18 protein-coding genes are annotated in these 21,414 nt (G+C 40.2%); 3 read left to right on the forward strand and 15 right to left on the reverse strand.

The window, feature by feature from the left end; all coding sequences use genetic code 11:
• Positions 1-33: 33 nt before the first annotated feature.
• Positions 34-318: an HU family DNA-binding protein gene (locus tag HWV03_RS19905; RefSeq protein WP_017221893.1), complete on the reverse strand. Its 285-nt coding sequence runs from the start codon at positions 316-318 to the stop codon at positions 34-36.
• 254 nt (positions 319-572) lie between these two features.
• On the reverse strand, positions 573-1,157 hold the full coding sequence (locus HWV03_RS19910; protein ID WP_211677579.1) for a YjaG family protein: 585 nt from the start codon (positions 1,155-1,157) through the stop codon (positions 573-575).
• Positions 1,158-1,710: 553 nt separating this feature from the next.
• Between HWV03_RS19910 and traF the strand changes: the two genes are divergently transcribed.
• The gene (gene traF / locus HWV03_RS19915; protein ID WP_211677581.1) at positions 1,711-3,015 is read left to right on the forward strand and encodes a conjugal transfer protein TraF; all 1,305 of its coding nucleotides are present in this window, start codon (positions 1,711-1,713) and stop codon (positions 3,013-3,015) included.
• Between the two features lie 151 nt (positions 3,016-3,166).
• A complete protein-coding gene (locus tag HWV03_RS19920; RefSeq protein WP_211677588.1) occupies positions 3,167-3,775 on the forward strand; it encodes a PepSY domain-containing protein in 609 nt (202 codons plus the stop codon).
• A gap of 110 nt (positions 3,776-3,885) precedes the next feature.
• On the opposite strand, the gene recA is transcribed toward HWV03_RS19920, so the two are convergent.
• Positions 3,886-4,944 (reverse strand): recombinase RecA, encoded by a 1,059-nt coding sequence (recA, locus tag HWV03_RS19925; RefSeq protein WP_211677591.1) that lies wholly within the window; start codon positions 4,942-4,944, stop codon positions 3,886-3,888.
• Between the two features lie 178 nt (positions 4,945-5,122).
• Here recA and mutS point away from each other — a divergent pair, with 178 nt between their 5' ends.
• Positions 5,123-7,690 carry a DNA mismatch repair protein MutS gene (mutS, locus tag HWV03_RS19930; RefSeq protein ID WP_211677593.1) on the forward strand — a complete coding sequence of 856 codons (2,568 nt, stop codon included), beginning with the start codon at positions 5,123-5,125 and terminating at the stop codon, positions 7,688-7,690.
• Between the two features lie 3 nt (positions 7,691-7,693).
• Here mutS and HWV03_RS19935 read toward each other — a convergent pair whose 3' ends face one another.
• From HWV03_RS19935 to HWV03_RS19990, 12 genes are all read right to left on the reverse strand, one after another.
• On the reverse strand, positions 7,694-8,380 hold the full coding sequence (locus HWV03_RS19935) for an RNA polymerase subunit sigma (protein WP_211677595.1): 687 nt from the start codon (positions 8,378-8,380) through the stop codon (positions 7,694-7,696).
• Between the two features lie 170 nt (positions 8,381-8,550).
• Positions 8,551-9,510 (reverse strand): RNA polymerase sigma factor RpoS, encoded by a 960-nt coding sequence (rpoS, locus tag HWV03_RS19940; RefSeq protein WP_211677597.1) that lies wholly within the window; start codon positions 9,508-9,510, stop codon positions 8,551-8,553.
• A gap of 69 nt (positions 9,511-9,579) precedes the next feature.
• Positions 9,580-10,506 carry a peptidoglycan DD-metalloendopeptidase family protein gene (locus HWV03_RS19945; RefSeq protein ID WP_255546948.1) on the reverse strand — a complete coding sequence of 309 codons (927 nt, stop codon included), beginning with the start codon at positions 10,504-10,506 and terminating at the stop codon, positions 9,580-9,582.
• 63 nt (positions 10,507-10,569) lie between these two features.
• Positions 10,570-11,211 carry a protein-L-isoaspartate(D-aspartate) O-methyltransferase gene (locus tag HWV03_RS19950; protein ID WP_211677599.1) on the reverse strand — a complete coding sequence of 214 codons (642 nt, stop codon included), beginning with the start codon at positions 11,209-11,211 and terminating at the stop codon, positions 10,570-10,572.
• Entirely contained in the window at positions 11,208-12,293 is a 1,086-nt protein-coding gene (gene truD, locus HWV03_RS19955; RefSeq protein WP_255546949.1) for a tRNA pseudouridine(13) synthase TruD, read from the reverse strand. The genes HWV03_RS19950 and truD overlap by 4 nt, the downstream gene beginning before the upstream one ends.
• 17 nt (positions 12,294-12,310) lie before the next feature.
• Positions 12,311-12,790 (reverse strand): 2-C-methyl-D-erythritol 2,4-cyclodiphosphate synthase, encoded by a 480-nt coding sequence (gene ispF / locus HWV03_RS19960; protein WP_067041671.1) that lies wholly within the window; start codon positions 12,788-12,790, stop codon positions 12,311-12,313.
• Between the two features lie 12 nt (positions 12,791-12,802).
• Positions 12,803-13,495 (reverse strand): 2-C-methyl-D-erythritol 4-phosphate cytidylyltransferase, encoded by a 693-nt coding sequence (gene ispD, locus HWV03_RS19965; RefSeq protein WP_211677601.1) that lies wholly within the window; start codon positions 13,493-13,495, stop codon positions 12,803-12,805.
• A gap of 9 nt (positions 13,496-13,504) precedes the next feature.
• Entirely contained in the window at positions 13,505-13,783 is a 279-nt protein-coding gene (gene ftsB, locus HWV03_RS19970) for a cell division protein FtsB (protein ID WP_211677602.1), read from the reverse strand.
• Between the two features lie 125 nt (positions 13,784-13,908).
• Positions 13,909-15,210, reverse strand: coding sequence for a phosphopyruvate hydratase (gene eno / locus HWV03_RS19975; protein ID WP_045108897.1), 1,302 nt, complete (start codon positions 15,208-15,210; stop codon positions 13,909-13,911).
• Between the two features lie 69 nt (positions 15,211-15,279).
• Entirely contained in the window at positions 15,280-16,917 is a 1,638-nt protein-coding gene (locus tag HWV03_RS19980) for a CTP synthase (protein ID WP_211677603.1), read from the reverse strand.
• 152 nt (positions 16,918-17,069) lie between these two features.
• On the reverse strand, positions 17,070-17,864 hold the full coding sequence (mazG, locus tag HWV03_RS19985; protein ID WP_211677604.1) for a nucleoside triphosphate pyrophosphohydrolase: 795 nt from the start codon (positions 17,862-17,864) through the stop codon (positions 17,070-17,072).
• Positions 17,865-18,072: 208 nt separating this feature from the next.
• Complete coding sequence (locus HWV03_RS19990) at positions 18,073-21,279, reverse strand: HD domain-containing phosphohydrolase (protein ID WP_211677605.1); 3,207 nt, start codon at positions 21,277-21,279, stop codon at positions 18,073-18,075.
• Between the last annotated feature and the right edge of the window lie 135 nt (positions 21,280-21,414).

Here is a 21,414-nt window from a genome sequence, read left to right on the forward strand (position 1 = left end):
TTCATTAAACTTTAAATTAATAAAAGTTAATGCTTATTTGTTTGCGTTTTTAACTGCATCTTTCAGTGCTTTACCAGCAACGAATGCTGGAATTGTCGCTGCAGAAATTTGAATTTCTTCACCCGTTTGTGGGTTACGACCAGTACGTGCTGAACGTTCGCTTACTTTAAAAGTACCGAAACCAATTAGCTGTACAGCTTCTTTTTCTTTAAGGCTATCAGTGATCGCACTTAGGATCTCTTCTAGTGCTGCTTTAGCTTGTACTTTAGTTAAATCTGCTTTCGCTGCAACTGCATCGATTAATTGAGTTTTATTCATAAGAATGTCCTTTCCACTATTCAATAACATTAAACTGTTAAACACTGTATTCAAAAAAACCGTTGACCGCAAAGGATTTATCGCCTTAATTAAGTCAATTGCTGAGAGAATAATCAACAAATGGGGTAGCGCTCACACTAATCCCATTCTATGTACAAAAAAACACCATAAAAAAGGTGGGAGACTACCCTTAAAACTAATTCCCGATCGCCGCCTCACCAGCTCTGGCGCCTCTTTAATGAAATTTCAATCAATTAATCTAAGGTAATACCAATGTTAGAAATCCCATCATTTTTAGCAAACTGACGTAACGTCTTCATACTCTCTGGTGATTTTTGTACCGTGAGTAAATCCAACACCGCTTGCTGAAATTTAAGCTCTTCTTGCATTAACTCTTCAGCGAAAATAACCTCGTCGTCAAGTTCTTCACCTGCCAACGCTTCTAAATAGCTTGCAACAGTACCAATTGATACTCGCGATGCATTAATAGCTTCGTTCACATCCGGATCAGGGCCAACTAAACTATTAAAAGCACTGTTTAAAGTCACACACGCATCCAGTGCAGGGTAAACACCATACACATCAAATTTGTCTACATTTGGAATAATCGGTTCGAAACGATCAAGTTGAATAGTAAAATTGATTTTGCTATTTTTAACCGTTAAAGACTCCCAAAACAGATCTAATGATGAACGGAACTGCTTCGCATCTCCGGTTTCACAAGCTTCAGAAAATAATTTGTAATTAGGAAAGCTGCGTTCAGCAAGTGACGCAATAAAACTCACTTTCTGCCAAGGTAATAATTTCGTTAATTGCTGTTCATAGTTTGCTTCAAGCACAAAAATAGCCTCTTATTTATTGTTTTTATTCTTTCTATAATAGTTAAATATAACTAAATCTGATGGTGATATTTAACCAAAGACCTACATCTTTCTACCGTTTCCAGTCATGAAAACAATGATGCAATCAATTAGCTAAGCAAAAGCATGAGAAGACAACCTCATACCTTGCTACTTCACTTACCGCTTTAGCAAACCGCGCGATAAGGTTTTTATATTGCTTTACTGATTATCTCAGTATGAGTGCAGCTATTTATACGCGCTATATTAGCGAGATACAAGGCTGAGAAAACCAATCTAACTAAATCGTCGTTAATTACACTAAAAAGATCATGATCACAAATTCATTCTTGTAATCTAGTACCTAACATCAAACTTAAGTTCATCTCAACCAGTGCTAATATTGATCCAGCAAATAAGCAACATCATTAACGATACATCAAGCGATATTACTCGTTGATTAAAGGATTAATCAACACATTTTCGCATTAATTATTTATCTAATAAACGCTTGTATAACAAACATAGCACCGTATAAAAATCAGGGATTGATATGAAACGTATATTTATTATTTCAGCACTAACGTGCGCTATCGCACCAACCACTTTTGCTTCTCAGCTGTATTTTGATGCTCGTAATGATGCTATGGGGGGAGCTGGTGTCGCATCTTCGGACTTTGTTACTGCAGCTTTTGTAAACCCTGCATTATTAGGTCAAGGCAAAGATAATTATATTGGTCTCATTCTGCCAGCAATCCCATACAGTGATAATGGTAATACCCGCTATGCCCCCACCTCTTTTGGTGCTCAAACCGAAACATCGGATGCGTTTTTAGGTGCCTTAGACAATGTTAAAACTGCGCAAAACGCTTATGACAATAACAAAAATCCAATAACGGCTGCAGCTTATGCCAATGCGCTTGGCAATTTTGATGGTCAACGCATGGGCGCTAATGTCGGCACCAGTTTCGCGATTGTATTACCCAGCAGTGCATTATCAGTGGCCTTTTTTGGCAACGCTTACATGACCAGTGTCGCGACAGCAAAAGTGAGTCAAAATGATATTGATTCAGCAAATAACCAAACTTTAGATGACCTTGATAGCAAAGTTAATCTGGCAGGAGTATCGGTTTCTGATCTTGGTTTGGCACTATCAATGAACTGGGATGCCAGAATCGCCAAAGTATCGATTGGTATATCACCAAAATATCAACGTATCGACACGTATAGTTATGATATTTCAATTAATGACGACGGCCTACGTGAGTTTGAAGATGGCTTTCTTGACGGGTTAGATAAACAAAGCCATTTTAATCTCGATGCCGGTATTGCCTTTGATTTTTATGATAGCTTCCGCGTTGCAGTCAGTGGCCGTAACATACTTAAAAAAAATCTTAAAGTAGAAACAACGGCATACAAAGGTATCAACCAAACAGATGAGAAAATGGTTTTCACGTTAGCACCACTAGTGACGGCAGGTTTTGCATTACACCATGATTACGCAACACTGACAGCAGAAATGGATTTAAATGATGCGATAGGGTTTGAAAGCAACAGAGAATCACGTTATGCCCGCGCAGGTATTGAAGCTAATCTATTTGATTTCTTACAATTACGCGCAGGTATTCGCCATGATCTAAATGATGTCCGTGAAGACCTATTCACCTTAGGTTTTGGTATATCACCGATGGATCTAGTACATATTGACCTAGCCGCTACCGTGAGCAAAAACGGTGCTTATGGTATCTATCAAGACGGTAAATTTAACGATAGCGGACTTAATTCAGCCCGTTCGACAGGTGATGATGCCGTCTATGGTATCGACGGTTTTGTCTTGCAAGTATCGGCTAAATTCTAAGTTTTTATATTTATCATATAAATAGTAATGTCATATTAAGCGCCAATATTTAGACTCGTTACATTAATGTATGTTAAAAGCACCTTCCATAAGGTGCTTTTGTTATTATTAAACCGTAAAATAGCATATTCACTTTCTTAGATAGACAACAATGAATACTTATCAGCTACATCGCTACCTTGGATATTTATTAATTCTGCCGGTAACACTATGGGCCTTCACTGGTGCGTTTTTTTTAATTAAGCCTGGTTATAAAGATGCCTACGAACAATTGCAAATAACTCGCTATCCGTTGTCCTCTATTTTACAACTTTCTCCTGAACCAGAGTGGCAAGCAGTAGCAATAAACCAAACAATCTTAGGTCGTCATTACCGTGTTCAAATAGAGAATAAATGGCAGCATATTAATCCACTAAATAACCAAGTGCTGTCAGAACCAAATGCAAAAAATATAATAAGTTTATTACAAGATGCTGTGAAACATAATCCACAACGCTATGGTTTGGTTTTGAACTACAAAGATGGTATCGCTGTTACGGATACCGACGTAAAACTGATGTTTGATTGGTCGCGCTTAAACTTACACCAACAAGGTGCGGACAGTCGTATTTTTAACACTATGTATGATATTCATTACCTACGCTGGACAGGCAACAAAACGTTTGATCAGTGGTTTGGGTATATCGGCTTAGGATTATTGGTATTGATGGCGCTAACTGGTATTGTCATGATCAAGAAATCATCGATAACTATAAAATAATAAAGGCAGGTATGTTAGCCATACCTGCCTTTATTTCTATTAATATCTGTTCAATTAACGCGAATCAATAAATACTAAAATCAAAGATTACACGTTAATTAATATCAGAATTAAAATTCGTTTTCAGCTTCAGGAGCCTTAACTTCAACTTCAGCTTCATCTTTATTACCAAGTAGATTAGCACGGATCATACCGTCAATTTCAGCTGCAATCTTTGGGTTGTCAATAAGGAATTGTGTTGATTTAGCTTTACCTTGACCAATCTTATCACCCTTGTATGAATACCAAGCGCCTGCTTTTTCGATTAGCTTTTCTTTAACACCTAGATCAATTAACTCACCATTACGGTTAAAGCCTTTACCGTATAATATTTGGAATTCAGCTTGTCTAAATGGTGCTGCAATTTTATTCTTCACAACTTTAACACGTGTTTCATTACCCGTGATCTCGTCGCCATCTTTTACTGAACCAATACGACGGATATCTAAACGTACTGACGCGTAGAATTTAAGTGCATTACCGCCTGTAGTCGTTTCAGGTGAACCAAACATAACACCAATCTTCATACGAATTTGGTTAATGAAGATACACATGGTGTTAGTCGTTTTTAAATTACCCGTTAATTTACGCATCGCTTGCGATAACATACGTGCCTGCAGACCCATGTGGCTATCGCCCATATCGCCTTCAATTTCAGCTTTCGGAGTTAGTGCTGCTACAGAATCGACTACGATAATATCAACAGCGCCAGAACGTGCGAGCATGTCACATATTTCTAATGCTTGCTCACCAGTATCTGGTTGAGAGACTAATAGTTCATTAATATCAACGCCAAGTTTACCTGCATAAATAGGGTCAAGTGCATGCTCTGCATCAATAAAGGCACAGATTTTACCTTCTCGTTGTGCTGACGCGATAACTTCTAGCGTTAACGTCGTTTTACCACTTGATTCAGGACCGTAAATTTCTACGATACGCCCCATCGGTAAACCACCAGCTCCCAACGCAATATCAAGAGAAAGTGAACCTGTAGAAACAGTTTCTACGTCCATGGTACGGTTATCACCTAGCTTCATGATAGAACCTTTACCAAATTGTTTTTCAATTTGTCCAAGTGCTGCAGCTAAGGCTTTTTCTTTATTCGCGTCCATTTTATTCCCCTGAGGCATAATCGAGTATTTAATTTATAGGCATAAGTATACTGTTCGTTCATACAGTATCAAGTAATAAACGAATATTTTTTTTAATTATTATTAGTGGCTCATACTTACGTACAAAAAATACAGTCGCCACCGTGCTTTAGCATTGTTATTATAGCTGCAACTATTATTTTTAAACCGAGCCGCTATGCAACCTAACTTTCTTGCACCTCAAGACTTAACCAATCACACCCCTATGATGCAGCAATTCTTTAAGTTAAAAGCTGAGCAACCAGAGATCTTACTCTTTTATCGCATGGGCGATTTTTATGAGTTATTTTATGATGATGCCAAAAAAGCGTCGCAATTATTAGGTATATCTCTGACCAAGCGTGGTAAGTCAAATGGTAATCCTATCCCAATGGCTGGTATCCCTTACCATTCGTTGGAAGGTTATTTAGCAAAGCTAGTACGTAGTGGTGAATCGGTAGCGATCTGTGAACAAATTGGTGATCCTGCGACATCCAAAGGCCCTGTTGAACGTAAAGTGGTTCGTATTGTGACACCAGGCACTGTCAGTGACGAAGCCTTACTCACCGAGAAAAATGACAATTTATTAGCAGCATTATTCCATGATGGCATTACTTTTGGTTATGCGACGTTAGATATGGGCAGCGGCCGTTTCCTGATCAATCAATTTACGTCAGAAGAAACACTACTGGCAGAACTGCAACGTACCGACCCTGCAGAGCTGTTGTATTGCGAATCATTTGAATCAATGCAACACATCAACCAACTTAAAGGCTTACGTCGCCGCCCTGAATGGGAGTTTGATTTACAAACTGGTCGCAACGTCTTATGCCAACAGTTTGGCACTAAAGATCTGATTGGTTTTGGGGTTGAAAACTCACCAGTAGCGTTATGTGCTGCAGGGTGTTTGATGCAGTATGTGAAAGAAACCCAACGTACCGCACTTCCACATATTCGAGCGATCAAACTTGAACAAACCGAACAAATGGTCGTCATGGATGCAGCAACTCGCCGTAACCTAGAACTGACCCAAAACCTATCTGGTGGTTTTGATAATACCCTTGCAGAAGTACTTGATCATACTTCAACACCAATGGGCAGCCGACTATTAAAACGTTGGTTACACCAGCCAATTCGTGACAGCTTGGTATTGCAACAACGCCAATCAAGTATTCAATCCTTACTTGATGTGGGTGCATTAAACGATATCCAGCCAGTTCTACGTACTATTGGTGATATTGAACGTATCATTGCACGCTTGTCATTACGCTCTGCACGTCCTCGTGATCTTGTGCGTTTACGTAATGCTTTCCAGCAGTTACCCGAATTACAAACACTGTTAGCAGAACACGATACCGAACACTTAAACTCATTGCAGCAATTAGCTGGTGAGTTCACTGAGCTAGAACAGCTACTGACGTTCGCCGTTATCGACAACCCGCCAGTATTAATCCGAGACGGTGGCGTGATAGCCCCCGGTTATAACCAAGAGTTAGATGAATGGCGTACCCTAAGTAAAGGTGCTACCGATTATCTACAAGCATTGGAAGATCGCGAAAAACAGCAAACCGGTATCCCAACCTTAAAAGTCGGTTATAACCGGGTACACGGCTACTTCATCGAAGTCAGTCGTCTTCAATCAGATCAAGTACCAGCAACGTATATCAGACGTCAAACGCTGAAGAATACCGAACGTTACATCATACCTGAACTGAAAGAACACGAAGATAAAGTTCTCAGTAGCCAAGGTAAGTCACTGGCGCTAGAGAAACAACTTTATGAGCAACTATTAGATAAGTTGTTACCGTATATTCCCGCACTGCAAGACAGCGCTGCGGCATTATCTGAACTTGATGTATTGTGTAACTTTGCTGAACGCGCAGAAACCTTGCATTATTGCCGACCAACAATTAGTGTCCAACCGGGTATCGACATTACTAATGGGCGTCATCCTGTAGTAGAGCAAGTGATGACGGACCCCTTCATTGCCAATCCTGTTCAGCTTAATCCTGAACGTCGTATGTTGATCATTACCGGTCCTAATATGGGTGGTAAATCAACCTACATGCGTCAAACGGCCTTGATCACTCTAATGGCACACATTGGTAGTTTCGTGCCAGCCGAGCAAGTAACAACGTCATTAATCGACCGTATTTTTACACGCATTGGGGCATCAGATGATCTCGCGTCAGGTCGCTCGACCTTCATGGTAGAAATGACCGAGACAGCGAATATTTTGCACAATGCTACTGCAAATAGTTTGGTATTGATGGACGAGATTGGTCGCGGCACCAGCACTTACGATGGTTTATCATTAGCATGGGCATGTGCAGAATACCTAACGAATAAGATCCAGGCTTATACTCTCTTTGCAACGCATTACTTTGAGCTAACCACGTTAGCAGAACAGCACCCAAGTTTAGTCAATGTGCATCTCGATGCGGTTGAGCACGGTGACTCGATCGTATTTATGCACGCAGTGCAAGACGGCGCGGCAGATCGCAGTTATGGCTTGCAAGTTGCGGCATTAGCAGGCGTACCAAAAACGGTAATTCATGCAGCTAAAGTCAAGTTACATGAGTTAGAGGTAAATTCACACCAACCCGTTGTAGCAGGTGAACGCCCACAAGTTGAAGTGACGCCCGTTTCTCACCCCGTGATCGATGACCTCAGTGCGTTAAATATCGATAATATGACACCACGGGAAGCTCTGGATGTTTTATACCGTTTAAAAGAACAACTTTAATTTCTATACTCCAATATTAAATAGTTCACGATAGATCAAAAAGCCCAAATTATCTAAATCATGCAAAATAGCGATAGGATTATTTGGGCTTTCTGTTACATAAGTAACCACCCGTTCTAACGCCTGTCGTTGGGTAGAATAGACCCCAGCAATCACCCGATATTTAATCGAATTCTTCGCTTGTGACACCCCCATACTATCAATATGCGCAACAGCAATATATTCCGGCACAGCGGATAGTTGATAGGCTTGCTTTAACCATTGACTCAAATAATATAACTCATTATCAAGTGTTCTGAATTTACTTCTCGTTTCACCATTATTAAACGCTGAGTAATACGCATCCGTATAACTAAAACCGTCACTCTTGGTAACAAGGCGGTGCATAGCATGACTCATTTTCCAGGATATATCTGCATAGCCCTTCGCTTTTAAGCGTGCTGTAAGCTGTGGAGTCTCAATTGCTTGTTGACCAAATGCCGTTTTAAACGACTCATAAAAAATCGTTTCTTTATCTGACCTTGAGCCCGATAATCCGTGTATGTCTGTTGGCAATACAATCAATTTAGCATCATTCTCAATGGCTGGAAGATCACTATTAATAAATAATCGCGGTGTTGAACAAGACGTGACAAATAAAACAAAACTAACTGTCAAAAATAACTTAATGAAATAATGAGTAGATAGCATAACCGTCCTTAAACAATCCTTGTTTACAGAGGGTTATCAAGATACTAGAAAAAAATGAAGAGAATGACTGATTTTAATAAAATAAGGCTAAAGGTTGATTAAAGTGTTAATAACTAAGACTAGGGAATAGCTTAATTATTAACAACTCAATAAGGTCGTTTAGCAGTACTTTATAACCTGAACAATGCTTCAACAGAGAGTCCTTGCTGTGCTAATAACTCCCGTAAACGTCGTAATGCTTCCACTTGAATTTGACGAACGCGTTCACGGGTTAAGCCAATTTCACGACCAACATCCTCGAGTGTCGAGGCATCATAGCCGAGTAAGCCAAAACGCCTAGCCAATACTTCGCGTTGTTTCGGGTTCAGCTCTTCAAGCCAACGCACAATGCTAAACTTAATATCATCGTTCTGCGTGCAGCGCTCAGGACCATCGCCTTTATCATCCGAAATAATATCCAATAGCGCTTTCTCTGAATCGCCCCCTATAGGCGTATCTACAGAACTAATACGCTCATTTAAACGCAGCATTTTACTGACATCGGCAACTGGCTTATCTAACTTTTCCGCAATGTCCTCGGCTGTCGGTTCATGATCTAACTCATGAGCAAGTTCACGTGCTGCACGAAGATAAACATTAAGTTCTTTAACGACATGGATAGGTAAACGTATAGTGCGGGTTTGGTTCATAATGGCCCGTTCAATCGTTTGCCGGATCCACCATGTTGCATAAGTAGAGAAACGAAAGCCCCGTTCGGGATCGAATTTTTCGACCGCGCGGATCAATCCAAGATTACCCTCCTCAATTAAATCAAGTAAAGCTAAACCACGGTTATTATAACGCCTGGCAATCTTAACAACTAAACGCAGATTACTCTCAATCATACGTTTTCGTGAACTAGCATCACCGCGTAGCGCTCGGCGAGCATAAAAAACTTCTTCTTCTGCGGTCAATAACGGTGAAAAACCAATTTCCCCAAGATAAAGCTGTGTTGCATCTAAGCTTTTCGCATCGTTAGGGATAAGGTGCTCATCGTTAAATATATCCATCCCTGGCTTTGCTTTTTTATCGTTTTCAGATACATCATGATCTTTAACGTTTAACTTATCTGCATCAGTTATCTTGCTCATTAGGTATAGGCTCCTGACTGAAGTAAATAGCCTATTAAGATTAGCCTAATAAACAACTTTCGGTCGGGCTTAACGTTTGGGCAAGTAACGTATCGGATTAACGGGTTTACCACGATAACGAATTTCGAAATACAGTTCAGCGCCCGAATTAGGTCCAGTGTTCCCCATACTCGCAATCTTCTGTCCAGCTTTAACCCATTGCTGCTCTTTAACTAATAACGCTTTATTATAGGCATAAGCACTTAGATAATCATCGTTGTGTTTAATGATAATAAGGTTGCCATAACCACGCAGACCATTACCAGAATAAACTACTCGACCGGATTCAGAAGCCAGTACGTTACGCCCTAATGAACCGCCGATGTTAATCCCTTGCTGTCCCGACTTGCTGCTGGAATAAGTGCTAATTAATTTACCCGATGCAGGCCATGCCCATGACAATTTATTATTATGAACGACCACTTTCGGTTTCGAGACTTTGGCAGCAACCGGTTTTGCTTTCACTGGCGCTTTAACTTTTACCGGAGGAGTTACTTTAGCCGTAACAGTTTTTATCGGCACCGGTTTAACCAATGGCCTAGTGGGCGCTTTAACACTGGTTTTAGTCGAGCCTGATTTCGTTGTTTTAGTTTTAGCCACAGTCACTGGTTTTGGCTTTCTATAAGATTGAGCCGGGATCTTGCCTTTCAGCTTAAGTAGCTGCCCAGGATAAATTTGAAACGATTTAGGGATCTTATTTAATGCCGCGAGATGCTTGAAATCTTGATTACTACGCCATGCAATTGCATATAAGGTATCCCCTTTTTTAACGCGATACGTGGACGTACTAATACTTGATTTCAACTCTGTTTTATAACCCTGAACACTCGTGACGGGTGCAGGGCTATGATTAGCAGTAGAACAACCAGCTAACTGAACTAAAAAAAAGACAACAGCGATACGAAGCCATAAATGGTATCGGCGTATATTGCATAAATACCTGCTGCTGATGGTCACCGCTTAACTCCCCCTAATCCCATGATTTAAATACCATAATCCTCAAGTCTAGCAAAAACACCGTCACGCTAAATCGCCGATAATTAATGGCACAAATCTGACATGTTCAATGTTTTGACTGGTATAAGTATCACCATTACGAGTGATCACTTGCAACACCTGAGATTCGACACCTAATGGCAAAATTAGTTGCCCGCCATCAACCAGTTGCGTCAGTAATGCTTGTGGTACAGAAGCGGGGGCAGCAGTCACGATAATAGCATCGAAAGGGCCTTTGCTCTGCCAACCTTGCCAACCATCGCCGTATTTCATCATCACGTTATGCAGATCGAGATTCTTTAACCGACGCTTCGCTTGCCATTGTAACGCTTGGATCCGTTCCACCGAATAAACCTGTGGAAATACCTGCGCTAAAATAGCCGTTTGATAACCTGAACCCGTGCCGATTTCCAATACTTTTGTTGGCTTAGTTTGCAATAATAGTTCCGTCATTCGTGCAACAATATAAGGCTGAGATATCGTTTGCCCTGCCCCAATGGGTAAAGCCTGATTTCCCCATGCCTGTAACGCTAGCGCTTCTTCAACAAAATAGTTTCGAGGTGTATTTTGCATTGCAGCTAACACGCTCGGTTCTCGAATTCCTTGTTCTTCAAGCAGCGCTTTTATACGCTGCCCTGCTACTCCTGTATTACCCAATTCAATCATACGGTTCCTGATGTTGGCGCTTGGTCAAAGTGACGAATAACGACTTTTTCTTCAATCAATTCACGTACAATACTCGTCGCAAAACAACCCGATGGCAGATAGAAACTTACTGTTAGGCTATCTTCAGCTAGCTGGTAGCTAAAGTTTTCAGGACGTAATATTAACGCTTTACGCTCTTGACGTAGGCCCGCAGCACTTAAACCTTCAAGCAATTCTGGATATTGCGTAATGATACTGCTTTCAAATGTTAGCGCTTCGTTCGTCGCGCTGCTGTTACCTTTACCAACGAGTGGCGCCGATAATTGTAGCGCGCCTTGGGCAACACGTTCGATAATGTCGTCAGTTAAGGTTTCTTCCGCAAAGAATGAATTAGAACCCTGTAGAATAAAGCAATCACCTGACATTGCAGTTTGCCATTTATCTTGTTTAATTCGTTCACTGACAACATGATTGAATATCAAACTACGTGCAGCTGAAATATAAAAACTACGCTTATTACGATCTTTTACTTTTTCACCCGCAAACATCGCTTGTGCGCGCACAATGTTATTACCGTTTTGACCAAATCGCTGTTCACCGAAATAGTTCGGCACACCAGTGGTTTTAATTTTTTCTAAACGCTCGGCTAATCCATCCGTACTGCTTAGGTCCGTTAGTTTTAATGTAAATTGATTACCTTTTAATGCACCAGTACGTAACTTTTTATTATGACGAACAATTTTTAATACTTTAATTTGCGCTGTTTCAATCACAGAAAAATCGGGAGTTTCTTTACCCGCCATGTGAATACCAAACCATTGTTCAGTAATAGCATGGCGGTCTTTAAGCCCAGCATAACTCACATCCTTGCCTGAAACACCGGCTGCTTTGGCTAATTCACGGGCAACATATTGGGTATTTTCACCTATTTTACGGATGGAAATAAAGATGTGTTCACCTTCACCCGTTAATTCAAAACCAAGGTCTTCAATAACCACAAAATCGGCAGCTTCCTGCTTAATAAAACCAGTTACGTTAGGTTTGCCATATAAATATTCAAATTCAGGAAGCATTGATGTCTCCGCATTAGGATTAGTTTGCATTAATTTATATTCACTTATTATGTATTTTTCATTAACAGCACGACAGCTTCGCATGCCACGCCTTCTTTACGACCAGTGAATCCGAGTTTTTCAGTGGTGGTTGCTTTCACATTCACCGCTGACAATTCGGTTTCAAGATCCGTGCTTAATACTGCACGCATTGCTTGAATATGTGGGGCAATTTTAGGTGCTTGAGCAATAATAGTGACATCTAAATTACCAATGCGATAACCCAGTTCTTTGACTTTACTAAACACATCGCGTAATAGAATACGGCTATCAATATTTTCGAACTCAGCCGACGTATCAGGAAAATGATGGCCAATATCACCAAGCGCTAAAGCACCAAGTAGCGCATCGCAAATCGCATGTAACGCCACATCACCATCTGAGTGAGCCAGAAAACCTTGTTCATAAGGGATCGCGACACCGTTAATCATAACAGGACCAGCATTACCAAATTTATGAACATCAAAACCATGACCAATTCTAAACATTAAATATTTTCCCTATTTATTATTCACTGACTGTTGTAGATACAGTGTTGCTAACGGCATGTCTTCTGGACGTGTAATTTTAATATTATCCGCGCGACCAACGACCATTTTGGGCATTAAACCTAATCGTTCAATGGCTGAAGCCTCATCGGTAATATTCGCATTACTCGCTAATCCCGCAGTTAACGCATCGGTTAACAATTTAACGGGAAACATTTGTGGTGTTAACGCATGCCATAATAAATCACGCTCGACCGTCGTAATAATATTGCCATTAGCATCAGTACGTTTCATTGTATCGCGAACCTGGCACCCTAGAATAGCACCATGTTCAGATGCCAGTGCGCCAGCAATCAAACTGTCCACATCGGCATGAGTAAGACAAGGCCGTGCGGCATCATGTACCAGAACCCAATTATACGACTGACAAGCCTGCAATCCCGCGAGTACCGAATCTGCACGCTCTTTACCGCCATTCACACGGATAATTGCCGGATCTTTCGCGATAGCAATATCAGTAAACCAGCCATCTTCCGGGCCGAGGGCCACAACGACTTGCGCAATATTAGGGTGACTTAACAACGCCGTTAACGTGTGTTCAATCACTGTTTTATCTTGCAACATCAAATATTGCTTGGGTATACTCGCGCCCATTCTGGCGCCGACGCCAGCGGCTGGGACAACCGCAATAAATTGTTCTGTCATCTCGCTAACCTAGTTATCATCACTAATAATACGGTAGAAGGTCTCACCTTCTTTAATCATGCCAAGTTCATTACGGGTACGCTCTTCTATCGCGTCATACCCATTGCGTAAATCTAATATTTCATTTTTTAACGCGGTATTACGATCGATTAAAACTTGATTATTCATTTGCTGAACGATGACTTCACGTTCGATACGACTGTAATCCATCACCCCGTTATTACCGGCAATAAAATGATAGATTAGCAAGCTGAGTATGGAGATTAATACAAAATAAAGAAGGCGCATGACAATCATCCTGTAAATTAATCAGTTATTGTCACATATAATGCAGAGTTTGGTTAGCGTATACATAAAAAAAACCCGCTAAAAAGCGGGTTTTTTAATCTATTCAGAATTAACAGTTAAGCAAATTAAGCTTGACCCTTAACCTCTTTAAGACCGTGGAAAGGAGCAGCATCACCTAGCGCTTCTTCGATACGGATTAATTGGTTGTACTTAGCAACACGATCTGAACGGCTCATAGAACCCGTTTTGATTTGGCCAGCACATGTACCAACAGCAAGGTCAGCAATTGTTGCATCTTCAGTTTCACCAGAACGGTGAGAGATTACAGCTGTAAAGCCTGCGTCTTTCGCCATTTTGATTGCTGCTAACGTTTCAGTTAGTGAACCAATTTGGTTGAATTTGATTAGGATTGAGTTAGTGATACCTTCTTCAATACCACGTGTCAAAATCTTAGTGTTAGTCACAAATAAATCATCACCAACTAATTGGATCTTGTCACCTAGTAGTTCAGTCTGGTGTTTGAAACCAGCCCAATCAGATTCATCTAGACCATCTTCAATCGATACGATTGGGTATTGGTCAACAAGACCAGCAAGATAGTGGTTGAACTCTTCAGCAGTAAATTTCTTACCTTCGCCTTTAAGATCGTAGATACCTTCTTCTTTGTTATAGAACTCAGAAGCAGCACAATCCATAGCAAGTGTAACGTCTTTACCCATTTCATAACCAGCAGCTTTAACAGCTTCTTCAATTGCAGCTAGTGCAGCAGCATTTGATTCTAGGTCGGGAGCAAAACCACCTTCATCACCAACAGCAGTACTTAGACCTTTAGACTTAAGAACTTTAGCTAGGTTGTGGAATACTTCAGCACCGATACGTAGTGCTTCTTTAAGAGTTTTAGCGCCAACAGGTTGGATCATGAACTCTTGAATGTCTACGTTGTTATCAGCGTGCTCGCCACCGTTGATGATGTTCATCATTGGTAGAGGCATAGAGTATTGACCAGGAGTACCATTTAACTCAGCAATGTGAGCGTAAAGTGGTAAACCTTTTGCAGATGCAGCCGCTTTAGCGTTAGCTAGAGAAACAGCAAGGATAGCATTAGCACCGAAGTTAGCTTTGTTTTCAGTACCGTCTAGATCGATCATCACTTGGTCGATTGCAGCTTGATCAGTTGCATCTTTACCAATTAGTGCTTCAGCAATTGGACCATTGATTGCTGCAACAGCTTTAAGAACACCTTTACCTAAAAAGCGAGTTTTGTCGCCGTCACGTAATTCAAGTGCTTCACGAGAACCTGTTGATGCACCAGATGGAGCAGGTGCCATACCGATGAAACCACCTTCTAGGTGAACTTCAGCTTCAACAGTAGGGTTACCACGTGAATCAATGATTTCGCGACCAATAATTTTAACGATCTTAGACATTTTTACTTCCTTAACTATTAAAAATTTAAGTATGCCGCGTTACCGCGGCACTAATATTAAAATCTCTGATTAGCTAGTTGATGATTTTTTATTTTCACCAGCAGCATTAATGAATCCTTCAAATAATGCGTGACCATCTCGTGGTGTTGACGTGAATTCCGGGTGGAATTGCGCAGCAACAAACCAAGGATGATTCGGATTCTCAACAATCTCTACTAATTTCTTATCCGCAGATAAACCTGTTACTTTAAGGCCTGCTTTCTCGATTTTAGGAAGAAGGTTGTTGTTAACTTCATAACGGTGACGATGACGTTCTTTAATCGTCGCACTACCGTACATTTCTCTTACTTTACTACCCGCTTTCAGGTGGCAAAGTTGTGCACCTAAACGCATAGTACCACCCAGATCTGATGCGCCAGTACGTTCTTCAACGTTACCTGATTCATCAATCCATTCTGTAATTAAACCAACTACAGGGAACTTAGTTTCTGGATTAAATTCTGTTGAATGTGCGCCTTCTAGACCTGCAACATTACGTGCGAATTCGATTAGCGCTACTTGCATACCTAAACAGATACCGAAGTAAGGAACCTTGTTCTCACGCGCAAATTGAGCTGCAAGAATTTTACCTTCAACACCACGTTCACCGAAACCACCTGGTACCAAGATACCGTCAACAGTTTTTAGAATATCAGTGCCTTTCGCTTCAAGATCTTGTGAATCAATATATTTAATTTTCACGCTTAGACGATTTTTCAAACCACCGTGCTTAAGTGCTTCATTTACTGATTTGTATGCGTCTGGTAGTTCGATGTATTTACCAACCATACCGATAATAATTTCTTCAGTTGGGTTAGCTTCTTCGAAAATTACCTGTTCCCACTCAGCTAGATCGGCTTCTGGTGCTGTTAAACCGAAACGGTTAACAATTAGCTCGTCTAGACCTTGTGATTTTAATAGCGCAGGAATTTTGTAAATACTGTCTACATCTTTCAGTGAAATAACGGCTTTTTCTTCTACGTTACAGAATAACGAGATTTTAGCGCGTTCGTTCGCTGGTACATTACGATCAGAACGACAAATTAGGATGTCAGGCTGAATACCAATTGAACGTAGCTCTTTCACTGAGTGTTGTGTTGGTTTTGTTTTAACTTCACCAGCAGCACCTAAATAAGGAACTAATGTTAAATGCATAAACATTGTGTGGTCACGACCTAGTTGCACGCCCATTTGGCGTAATGCTTCTAGGAAAGGTTGAGATTCGATATCACCTACCGTACCACCCACTTCTACTACTGCAACATCAAAGCCTTCACTGCCCGCGATTACGCGTTCTTTGATCTCATTCGTAATGTGTGGGATAACCTGAATCGTTGCACCTAAGTAATCACCACGGCGCTCTTTAGCAAGCACTGATGAATACACTTTACCTGTTGTAAAGTTATTACGTTTAGTCATGTGAGTACGAATAAAGCGCTCATAGTGACCTAAATCTAGATCAGTCTCAGCACCATCGTCCGTTACGAATACTTCACCATGTTGAATCGGGCTCATTGTGCCCGGATCAATGTTAATGTAAGGGTCTAGTTTCATCATTGTGACTTTTAAGCCACGCGCTTCTAAAATAGCTGCTAATGATGCTGCCGCAATACCTTTACCTAATGAGGATACTACCCCACCAGTAACAAAAACGTACTTAGTTGTCATACATAACCTGAAGTTGTTAGGGATTAAATGTGTATTATTGAATATATACCAGAAGGGACGACATTATAAACAAATCCCCCTCATCCCACAATGTTGACAAGTATAGCATTGTCGTTTTTCGATAACTGTGCGGTAGATCATATGTTGTAATTTTATTTCACTTTCTGCCAAAATGATTCCATTTCCCCTACAGAACAATCACTTAGTATCTTACCATTCTGTAATGCAAGTACTTCGACCTGTCTAAATCTTTTTTCAAACTTTTCATTTGCCTTACGAAGTGCTTGCTCAGGATCGTGTTTTAGGTGGCGTGTGACGTTCACTACAGAGAACAATAAATCACCTAATTCTTCTTCTAACTTAGCCTGATCAATAGCCACAGCATCCGCTTCTGCAACAACTTCGTCAACCTCCTCGTAAACCTTTGATAATGCTTGCTTATAATGTTCAAAATCAAAGTTAACACCGGCAGCTCTTTGCTGTATTTTAGCCGCTCTAACCAGTGCTGGAAAAACATTGGGTATATTGTCTAATGCACTGTGTTGAGCCGGTTTTTTATGATTTTCAAAACGCTCTTTCGATTTTTGTTTTTGCCATGCGGCAATAACTTCAGATTCAGACTGTAGTTTTATTTCACCAAAAATATGTGGATGACGTTGGATTAATTTCTCAGCAAGCTGTTGAATAACGTCATCAAAGCTGAATAACGCCTCTTCCTGTCCTAATTGGCTATAATAGAGTACGTGGTAAAGCAGATCACCAACTTCACCCTCAAGACCTTTCAAATCATTATTTTCAATAGTATCAACAACTTCATAAGCTTCCTCCAACGTAAACTTAGCTATCGACGCAAAGCTTTGCTGCAAGTTCCAAGGGCATCCTGTATCTGGATTACGTAACTTCTCAACAATATGCCGTAAATCATTAACCGTGTACTTTTCTTTCAAAATAAATCCTATTAATTCAACTTTTCTGCGAAATCCCAAGATCCTGACTCATTACTTTAAATTGAACCATAACTGAGACTAAATGATTTATCAGTGAGTATATAATGATATTCATTACGTTTGGAGAGGCGTGACTAAATGATCTAGGAAGGGTTTATAACGCACGATGAATCATCTGATGATGCTCCACAGTACGTTATAATGGCTATTAAGCAGTCAATTGTTTACTTAAATCAACCTCATCTAAGTGTTCTGGTTGCAGATACTTACTTAAATCAATCTCATCAATTTGTTCAGACTTCAAATATTTTTGCGCATATTTAATATGCGTACCACTTTGTAAAAATAATCTAAACAACTCAATATCTAAATGCTGATCCAAGGCCATCTTATACATGATATCAACTGCAACACTGACTGGTTTAGCTTTCTTATAAGGACGGTCAGACGCGGTCAGGGCTTCAAAGATATCAGCGATCACTAAGATACGTTCTGGAATAGAAAGATCATCAGCAGTCAGTTTACGCGGATAACCCGTGCCTTTTAATGTTTCATGGTGAGTTGAAGCGTAACGCGGGACACGACTTAATTCTGGCGGAAAGGGGAGGTTGTCTAACATCTTAATTGTACTGATCATATGTTCATTGATCTTATACCTGTCTTCCGCGGTTAACGTGCCGCGACTAATCGTTAAATTATAGACTTCTCCTAAGTTATACTGATGCTCTGGTACGTCCATCTTAATACCAAACTTAGGGTCAAACTCCACTTTACGATCTCGCTCAACAATATGATCAGCTTTATCTGAAAGCAATTTTTCAATCACTGGTAAACGGGTATTTAACGATTCTTTTTTCAGCAGCTCTTCAGCCGAAGACAGTCCTAGACTATCATCGAAATGACGTAACCATGTTTGTTCTGATAAAACCTTCACGCGGGCAACTTTATCATCACTCATAAACTCACCGCCTACATTCGATGCCGCAATAAACGCAAAATCATCGGTCAACTTCTGTTGTTTGGCCTTAAGCGCAGCATCAATCGTACTCTTATGCTCTGGTAATACGATTTGTTGTTTGAGCGCGGAGATTTCAGCATCACGCCACAACACTTCAAACCGCGTTCTAACTTCGTGAATACGGTTGTAATTTGCCTCTAATTTAGTGCCCTTATCGACAATATATTCAGGTGTCGTGATCTTGCCACAATCATGTAGCCAAGCCGCAATTCTAAATTCACGTTTCTCATCCGCGTTGGCAAATTTGAAATCTTTAAATAACGCAGAATCACATTGCTCAGTAACCTCTGCTAACATTATGCCAAGCTCTGGCACACGATTACAATGACCAGCCGTGTATTTCGATTTATCATCAATGGCTTGTGCAATAAGCTTAATAAACGCTTCTAAGAATTCTTTTTGTGCTGCTTCATATTGCTGTAAGTCTTTTGACATATCCATCATAGCTTCAGATAATTCCCAGACTTCTTTTATCGCCGTATCCACTAATTGCACTTCATCATAGCGCCGCTCTTGTACTTTTCTCGTTTCAATTCGTAATTGTCGAATTGGTCTGACAATCGGAGCACCAAACAACCAAGCTAAAGGCAACATCAATAACATGAAAATAACTGTCACAAAAATAGCTATTTTTACCTGCTCATTTACCTTCTGGTAAATCACTCTTTTCGGGATGACTACAGCGAAGAATTCTTCCGAATTGGCGCCAACTTTAACAGGACTAATATAAACTAACTTTTCCTGATCTTCGATGACACGATCCAAAATTTGGTCATGATTACCTTGTGTTCCAGTTAATGATACTAGGTCTTGATAGGGCACCATAATATTGTCGTGTATAACTTTATTCCCAAGCCATTTACTCGCAAGTACCGCTCGCTGGTTAGCACTAATATTAGCTATAGCAGCATTAATAATGGGAATCAGGTCCTCATGCTCGGATTTAAGCACGATGTAAAACGCTGAAGAAAATTGTTCTACTAGATCAATAATATCATCATGCAACTTAAGATTTTTATAGAAATATTGCGATAATCCAGAAATGAGTACCGGTTTAACATCTAATAATGCGTCAGTGTCCCCCTCCGAAACAGATTTAAATGCTGCATTTCTATCCACAAATTCAATCAACTCAATGTGAGGGAAATCTTGGCGTAATTTAGCTGTCATAGGCCAACCCGATAAGATCGCAACTTTCTGTCCTGCCAATTCAGCATAATTATGAACATCCGCACTACTCATACGCGTCACCAAAGCAAAATTGAAATCATAAATAGGATCACTATATACACCTGAATATCTACTGCTCTGATTCTGCTGTAATGAATGCAATCCATCTAAAGAGCCATTGTTATACTTGTCAATTAACTCGAACCAAGAAAAGCCATTAATAAACTCAAAATCAATCCCCGTCATGTCTTCAATCAACAGTAATATATCGATAGCATATCCTTGAGGCTTCCCGGATAAAGAAAAATCAAGTGGCACCCTGTCATTTTGGTTTGATATCTTTATTGTCGCAGCTGTGCTGATAACGCTACGCTGCTGCGCTGTTAACGCCAACATATCAGATTTGGGGATGGCAATGCGCTTAGCGGCTTGACGACTTGAAGAGATAACTTCGCCAGATTTTATGTATAAATAAGACTCAATTTCGCTAATATCACTTAAATCGAATGAATTATTCGACAACTTATCTGCGATAGAAGACAACACAATATCAATACCCAGAATTCTACTTTGATCTTGGTTATTTTTGTCTTTAAATTTGAGTGAATAAGTTTGACCTGTAATTTTTAAATGTTGAAATAAGTAGGGCTTTGTTTTAAATACCGAATCTGTATTCGCAGCCACATACCACGGTCTTTCGGTTGGAAAATAATTACTCTCACTAATGCTTACGTCTCGTAATACAAAGTGACTGTCGTAATAATAAGTGCCACGAACTCGATTCTGTCTATCACCCGTTATCTTGATAACAACCCAGCGATCATCCCGATTTGCAGCAAGCTTTTCTCGTACAATCGGTGAAGAATCAAGGTTAATCAATTGATAAAAATCATTATTCTCTGAGCCAACATAGATACTGTAAAATAGTGAATTTTCAATCATGATTTCGGCAAGAATATTACTAAGCTCTATCTCATTAGATTGAATATCAAACATCTGGTTCATCGCAACCAATAAGCGTGCCGTATTAGAGGCATCACGTTCTAAATTTTGTATATATGCTGATAAATCGAAAGATGCCTTGGATAAACTTTGCAACGTGTGTTCCATCGCCATTTTTTTGCTGAAATGGTATTGCAAAGATACCGCAACAAATCCAGTCATAAGTGTTGCAAGCACAAACATGGTACCGACAGTAAAGCGCAGTGAAAATTTCCTTAATTTCATCGCAATTCTTCCTTAAATTCAATTACTCTATACAGCTTTAAAGCATGCTTTTCATACGCTACCGCAAATAAACAGAACACTCTGTCTAATTAGAAAGAGTATTCGATAAAAATAAAGGGAATGCGATGTACATCA

Origin of the sequence: Moritella sp. 36, assembly GCF_018219415.1 — a bacterium.
Lineage (GTDB): Bacteria > Pseudomonadota > Gammaproteobacteria > Enterobacterales > Moritellaceae > Moritella.

Coding starts and splice junctions, on each gene's coding strand:
- HWV03_RS19905 (WP_017221893.1), bottom strand. CDS start 318: ATGAATAAAACTCAATTAATCGATGCAGTTGCAGCGAAAGCAGATTTA.
- traF (WP_211677581.1), top strand. CDS start 1,711: ATGAAACGTATATTTATTATTTCAGCACTAACGTGCGCTATCGCACCA.
- HWV03_RS19920 (WP_211677588.1), top strand. CDS start 3,167: ATGAATACTTATCAGCTACATCGCTACCTTGGATATTTATTAATTCTG.
- recA (WP_211677591.1), bottom strand. CDS start 4,944: ATGCCTCAGGGGAATAAAATGGACGCGAATAAAGAAAAAGCCTTAGCT.
- mutS (WP_211677593.1), top strand. CDS start 5,123: ATGCAACCTAACTTTCTTGCACCTCAAGACTTAACCAATCACACCCCT.
- HWV03_RS19935 (WP_211677595.1), bottom strand. CDS start 8,380: ATGCTATCTACTCATTATTTCATTAAGTTATTTTTGACAGTTAGTTTT.
- rpoS (WP_211677597.1), bottom strand. CDS start 9,510: ATGAGCAAGATAACTGATGCAGATAAGTTAAACGTTAAAGATCATGAT.
- HWV03_RS19950 (WP_211677599.1), bottom strand. CDS start 11,211: ATGATTGAATTGGGTAATACAGGAGTAGCAGGGCAGCGTATAAAAGCG.
- truD (WP_255546949.1), bottom strand. CDS start 12,293: ATGCAAACTAATCCTAATGCGGAGACATCAATGCTTCCTGAATTTGAA.
- ispF (WP_067041671.1), bottom strand. CDS start 12,790: ATGTTTAGAATTGGTCATGGTTTTGATGTTCATAAATTTGGTAATGCT.
- ispD (WP_211677601.1), bottom strand. CDS start 13,495: ATGACAGAACAATTTATTGCGGTTGTCCCAGCCGCTGGCGTCGGCGCC.
- ftsB (WP_211677602.1), bottom strand. CDS start 13,783: ATGCGCCTTCTTTATTTTGTATTAATCTCCATACTCAGCTTGCTAATC.
- eno (WP_045108897.1), bottom strand. CDS start 15,210: ATGTCTAAGATCGTTAAAATTATTGGTCGCGAAATCATTGATTCACGT.
- HWV03_RS19980 (WP_211677603.1), bottom strand. CDS start 16,917: ATGACAACTAAGTACGTTTTTGTTACTGGTGGGGTAGTATCCTCATTA.
- HWV03_RS19990 (WP_211677605.1), bottom strand. CDS start 21,279: ATGAAATTAAGGAAATTTTCACTGCGCTTTACTGTCGGTACCATGTTT.